Here is a 5,903-nt window from a genome sequence, read left to right as displayed (position 1 = left end):
AGCCAGGACCAGCGCGCACCGCTCCTCGCCGATGCGCAGGGGCGTGGCGGCAAGGGCGAGCGGCCCGCAGGCCGCCGCGCCGAGCAGGGCGTGGCGAGGCACGTCGCGGGCGCCGGCGTCGACCAGCGTGACCGACCGGCCTTCCCGCACCGCAGTGCCGACAAGCGGATCGGCCGTGGTCAGCGGCAGGGCGCGGATCGCGTCCAGCCGCTCGGTCCCCCCCAGCACCGGGCTCGCACAGCCGCCCACGAACTGCAGCGTCTCGCCATCGGCGCCCAGTCTGTGCAGCGTGCACAGCATGCCGCCGGCCGCCTCGCAGACCGCGCGTGTCACCGCCTGCACGGCCGCGTCATAGCCTGCGGCCTCGACGGCGAGTGCCTTCAGCCTGTCGCGCAGCGCGGCCGCGTCGCCGGCCTCGGCGGCGCGCGCTGGCGGGGGCTGCGCGGCCAGCACCAGGGCCGCCATGGCCGCGAAGTCCTGCAGCGCCTGGATCTGCTCCGCGCCCATGTCGGGCCTGGGCCGGCGGTCGAGCACGCCGATCGCGCCGAGTACGTCGCCGTGCTGCCCGAGCAGCGGCGCCGCGGCCTGGAACGCGATGCCGGAGGCGGACGCCTCCTCCCCCGGCGCGCCAAGCACCAGCGTTTCGCGCTGGCGCGTTGCGCGAGCGCAGAGCGCGGCGAGGATCGCGGCGTCCTCCGCCTGCAGGCCGTGCGCCGCCTCGGAGGCGTCGCCGCGCTCGTCGAGCGCGAACACCAGCGCGCCGGACGTGTCCAGGAGCCGCGCCGCAAGGCGCGCGACATGGTCGGACGCGACGTGCTGCATCGGTGTCACGGTTGCAGGCGGACGCGACCGCGCCTGCGGCCGATGTCTCGATCCGGCTGCGGCGCCGTCTGCATGGATCGCCTCGCCCGTTGCGGGTGGCCGGCACGAATCGCGTGCCGACCGTTGCCTGCGTAGCACGGCGGCTTCGCATGCAAGAAGTCATCCGACGCAATTCGACCTTCGGCCGAGATGTCGTGCTCGACCCTGGTCACGCGCGGGCAGCTTTGCCGCCAATCCGGAAACAATTTCGAGGAGGAAACAGGACGCGACCGATGGCAGCGTCCAGCGTGATACGACGACAATGGCGTGCGCTGCTGCGAAGTTCTCAACCTGTGCGATAGATTCTCTGGCGTATTTCAACCTGTGCTGCGACGTGCGGTCGATCGCTGCGCCTGCCAGGTCAGCCGCGCGCCGACGCCCTGCCTGGCGTCGCGGGCTCCCTACGCCTCGAACCGCGCAAGCCGCACCGCGGTGTGGCCGCGCATGGCGCGCGGGCTCGGCATCACCAGCAGGCAGTCGTCATGCGGCGTGCGCACCTCGGCCTCACCGTCCAGCGCGATCAGCGTGTTGCGCCGCGCGATCACCTCCCCGCCGCGGAACTCCCGCAGGAAGGCGAAGTCCGTGCTCTGCGCCGTGACGGTGCGCGTCACGCGCGCGATGCGCCCGGGCGGCCGCGGCGCCTCGGGCGGAAGCTGCGCGCCCTCCTTCGCCATGCCGAGCCGGCGCAGCAGCTGTGCCGCCGTGGCCTCCATCTGCGCCAGCGTCTCGGGCTGCCAATGCGGCCCGGCCTCGACCAGCAGCGCGCTGGCGCCGGCGGCGAAGTGCGCGTGGTCGATCAGGCGCATCCCCGCCGCATGCCCCTCGTCGCACACGACCAGCGGCGGTGTCGCCAGCTCGCGGCCCAGTTCGCGCGCGGCCGCACCGGGGCCGGCGATGAACAGCGGGTCGGAGGGCCAAAGCATCGAATGCAGGTCGAGCAGCACATCGGCCTGGCGCAGCGCCGGCAGCAGGGCACGCGCGCGGTCGAGCTCCGAGGAGCGACGCGGCGATCCCAGCAGCTCCTCCGCCCAGACCCGGTTGAGGTCCTCGTCCAGGAAGCGGCTCGCGGTCGGATCGGCGCGGTCGAAGCGGTCGAAGGCGTTCAGGTTCGCGAAGCACAGCGTGAGCCGTCCGCGCCGGGGCCGCACGTCGTCGCGCAGCCATCGCGTCAGCAGCAATGCGCCCGCGATCTCGTTGCCATGCACCAGGGCGGTGAGCATCAGATGGGGCCCGGGCTCCGCCGCGGCCAGCGTCCAGACGCCCTCAACGCCGGTGTTGCCGGCCCGCCAGGGCGCGATGTCCGGCACCGGCAGCCGGACCTCGAGGCGCGGCAGAGCGCCGATCATCGCCGGGGCCTCGGTTCCCTCCATCTCAGGCCGCCAGCCGGTCGCCGAGCCGGTCGAGGAAGGCCGAGCAGGCCGCGATCTGGCTCTCCGCGATCCATTCCTCGGGCTGGTGCGCCTCGCTCACCTGGCCGGGTCCGCAGACGATCGCGGCGATGCCGGCGCGCTGGAAGATGCCGGCCTCGGTGCCGTAGGGCACGCGTGCCGGCGCGCCGACCGCTCCGCAGTCACGCACCAGCGCGAGCAGCGGCGAATCGGATGGCAGGTCGCAGGGCGGCGCGGTGCAGCGGCGCGCGAAGGTGAAGCCCGCATCGGGTGCTGCGGCGCGCAACTCGGGAAGCGCCTCCTGCTCCAGCGTCGCCTGCAGCTCGGCCAGGACGTCCTCCGCCGCGTCGCCCGGGATGCTGCGCACCTCGAAGACGAAGTCGGCGCGGTCGGGCACGATGTTGAGGATCGTGCCGGCGTGGAAGGTCCCGGTGTGCACCGTGGTCCAGGGCGGCTCGAATCCAGCTGCGCGTCGGCCGTCGCGCGCGAAGCGGCGCGCGATGCGCTTCAGGATCGCGACCGCCTCCGCTGCCGCCTCCAGGGCGTTGGCCGTACGGTGCGTCAGCGAGGAATGGCCGGTCAGCCCGGTCACGGTCGCGTTCCAGGAGGCATAGCCCTTGTGCGCCACCACCGGCGCCATCCCGGTCGGCTCGCCGACGATGCACATGGCGGGCGGCGGTCCGGCCTCGGCCAGGCTGTCCACCAGCAGCGGCGCGCCGGCGAATGTCGTCTCTTCGTCGAAGGAGAGGCAGAGATGCACCGGCCGCTTCAGCTCCTTCGCCCGCAGCCCGGGCACCGCGGCCATGACGCAGGCCCAGAAGCCCTTCATGTCCACCGCGCCGCGCGCGATCAGCCGCCCGTCCTCGCGTCGCAGCGCGAAGGGATCGGCGCGCCAGGGCTGCCCGTCCACCGGCACGCAGTCGATATGGGCGGAGAGCGCGATGCCGCCGGCGACCGGCGGCCCGATCACCGCGTGCAGCGCGGCCTTGGTGCCGGTGGCGTCGGGGATGATTCGCGCGGCCACGCCATGATCGGCCAGCGCCTGCCGCACGAACTCCACGCAGGCAATGTTCGGCTTCGCGCTGGTGGTGTCGAACGCCACCAGCCGCGCCAGCATCCCGACCGCGTCGAGGCCCGCCGCCATGTCCCTTGTCGCTCCCGTGCGGGACCAGTCTATACGGGTGAGGGAAGGTGGCAAACCGGCGGGCCGGACGCCCGGTCCGCCCCCGTCACCGCGCCGCGCGCGCCTCCGCCACCATGCGCTCCAGCGCCGGCAGGTCCACCGCCCCCGGCACCAGCTGGCCGCCGATCACCAGCGCGGGCGTGCCCTCGATGCCGAGTGCCTGGGCCAGCTGCAGGTTAGCCTCGATGCGGCGCGCGATCGCGGAGTCTTCCATGTCGCGGCGCAGGCGCGACCAGTCCAGGCCGACGCGCTCGGCCTGCTGGCGCAGCACCGCTTCGGTCGGCTCGCCGCGCAGCGTCAGCAGCGCATCGTGCAGCTGCGCGTAGCGGCCCTGGCGCTGCGCGGCGAGCAGCGCGCGCGCCGCGAGCACGCTGTTCGGGCCCAGGATCGGCAGGTCCTTCATCACCACGCGCACATTCGCGTCACGCCGCAGCAGCGCCTCCATCGCGGGGTGCAGCTGCTTGCAGAAGCCGCAGCGCGCGTCGAAGAACTCGACGATCGTCACGTCGCCCCGCGGATTGCCGCGCACCGGGTCCGCCGGGTCGCGCAGCAGCTGGTCGGACAGGCGGGCGACGGCGGCGCGCTGCATCTCGCTGCGCTCCCGCCGCTCGGCTGCCTCCAACCCGGTCAACGCCTCGCGCAGGATGGAGGGATCCTCGCGCAGCGCACGGCGCAGGATCTCGACGATCTCGGCGCGCTGCGCCGCGCTGAACTCCTGCGCCGCAACGGGCAGGGCGGCAGGCGGCAGCAGGACGAGGGCAACAAGCAGCAGGCGAAGCGTTCGGCGCAAGATCGTATCCTCCTCAGCGGCGTGGCGGCGTGGTCTGGTTCTCGGAAACATCGGCGATGTCCGGGGCAGGCGGCCGGCGCGGACCGCGCGGCGACGTCTGCCGCGCCGGATCCGGGCAGGCATCCCGCCGGGCCGGCGGCGGCCCGGCGGCTTGCTGGATCAGCCCGGTGTGCAGGAACATGCGGTTGCCCGTGCTGAGGAAGGCGTTTATGGCGCGGTCCTGGATCATTGTGACGCGCACCAGGGCCGGGTCCAGTCCGGCCGCGGCGAACAGGGGGCGGGGCAGGCGGCGGATGAGGGTCTCCGCCGCCGCGTCCCGGATGGCGAAGAAGCGCCGCGGGGCAGTCTGCGCGCGGCGCCGGCCGCCATCCCCGGCGCGGCGCCCAGCACGGCGAGGACGAGCAGGATGGGGAGCAGCGCGGTGGGGGATGGCCAGGGGCGGGCCGGTCGGCGGCGCATGGCCGCCAAGCTAGGGAATTCCGGCCGCCCGGCGAACCCCGCTTCGACGGGCTTCGCCGCGCGGCCGGTGATGGCCGCGCTCGCCGTGCTGCTGGCGCTGCCGGGCTGCAGCTCGCTCAGCTCGGTCGGCAACGCCGTCGTCGGTGCCGTCTCCGGCCAGCCGAGCGGTCCGCAGGCCGGCGAGCCCGGCTTCGTCCGCGGCTTCCTGGGGCATGTCGCGGCGGAGGAGCCGCGCGCCGCGCTGGTGGCCCGCAACGTGCTCTCGGCCGGCGGCACGGCGGCCGATGCGGCAGTGGCGGCCGGCTTCACCATGGGGGTCACGCTGCCCTCCCGCGCCGGGCTGGGCGGCGGCGGCGCCTGCCTGGTGTTCAACCCCCGCCGCAACGAGACCGAGGCGCTGCTGTTCCCGCCCGGACCGCGGGAGAGCGTGCCGCCGGGCGCCGACCGGCCGGCCGCCGTGCCGATGCTGGCCCGCGGGCTGTTCGCGCTGCATGCCCGGGCCGGACGCCGGCCCTTCGAGGAACTGATCGTGCCTGCCGAGCAGGCGGCCCGGTTCGGCGTGGATGTCAGCCGTGCCCTCGCCAACGACATCGCGGCCGTGTCGGGTCCGCTCTTCGCCGATCCCTGGGCGGCGGCGACCTTCGGCGGTCCCGGCGGCCGGCCGCTCTCCACGGGCGACCGTATGACGCAGCCCGATCTGGGCTCGACCCTCGCGGCGCTGCGCACCGCCGGCGTCGGCGACCTCTACCAGGGCGCCCTGGCGCGCCGGCTGGAGGAAGCCTCCGTGCCGGCGGGCGGCGGGCTGACCGTGGCGGAGATGCGCATCAGCGTGCCCCGGGTGCTGCCGCCCGCGCAGCAGCGCCTGGGCAACGACATCCTGTCGTTCCTGCCGGCCCAGATCGATGGCGGCGAGGCGACCGTGGCGGCCTTCGCGGCGATCGCGGCGGGCGGCGCGCCCCCCTCACCGGCATCGGGGGCCATGCTGCCGGCCTCTGCCGGCCTGGTCGTGGTGGACCGGGAAGGCATGGCGGTGTCCTGCGTCTTCACCATGAACAACCTGTTCGGCACCGGCCGCATCGCGCCAGGCACCGGCGTGCTGCTCGGCGCGGCGCCGGGGATCGGCCGGGTGACGCCGCCGCTGTTCGCCGCCGCCATCGCGCATGGCCCGAGCATCCGCGCCTTCCGCGCCGCCACCGCGGGCAGCGGGCAGGAGGGCGCGCCG

At 74.7% G+C, this 5,903-nt stretch carries 6 protein-coding genes; 1 reads left to right on the top strand and 5 read right to left on the bottom strand.

The genetic code is table 11. The features are described 5' to 3' along the window. From OZN99_RS23530 to OZN99_RS23510, 5 genes are all read right to left on the bottom strand, one after another. A partial coding sequence (locus OZN99_RS23530; RefSeq protein ID WP_270937692.1) for a GAF domain-containing protein occupies nt 1–822 on the bottom strand: 822 nt, incomplete at its 3' end. A gap of 440 nt (nt 823–1,262) precedes the next feature. Beyond that, complete coding sequence (locus tag OZN99_RS23525; protein ID WP_270937691.1) at nt 1,263–2,231, bottom strand: M14 family metallopeptidase; 969 nt, start codon at nt 2,229–2,231, stop codon at nt 1,263–1,265. Nucleotide 2,232: 1 nt separating this feature from the next. After that, nucleotides 2,233–3,393: an acetylornithine deacetylase gene (argE, locus tag OZN99_RS23520; protein WP_270937690.1), complete on the bottom strand. Its 1,161-nt coding sequence runs from the start codon at nt 3,391–3,393 to the stop codon at nt 2,233–2,235. Nucleotides 3,394–3,478: 85 nt separating this feature from the next. Continuing rightward, nucleotides 3,479–4,222, bottom strand: a complete 744-nt coding sequence (locus OZN99_RS23515; RefSeq protein WP_270937689.1) for a DsbA family protein — start codon at nt 4,220–4,222, stop codon at nt 3,479–3,481. Nucleotides 4,223–4,235: 13 nt separating this feature from the next. Beyond that, nucleotides 4,236–4,463 (bottom strand): M48 family metalloprotease, encoded by a 228-nt coding sequence (locus tag OZN99_RS23510; RefSeq protein WP_270937688.1) that lies wholly within the window; start codon nt 4,461–4,463, stop codon nt 4,236–4,238. Between the two features lie 165 nt (nt 4,464–4,628). Between OZN99_RS23510 and OZN99_RS23505 the strand changes: the two genes are divergently transcribed. Next, the coding region (locus OZN99_RS23505) for a gamma-glutamyltransferase (protein ID WP_270937687.1) at nt 4,629–5,903 on the top strand (1,275 nt) is incomplete at its 3' end.

It is taken from the genome of Falsiroseomonas oryzae (assembly GCF_027856955.1).
Classification (GTDB): Bacteria; Pseudomonadota; Alphaproteobacteria; order Acetobacterales; family Acetobacteraceae; genus Falsiroseomonas; species Falsiroseomonas oryzae.
This window is presented reverse-complemented; position numbering and strand designations above follow the sequence as displayed.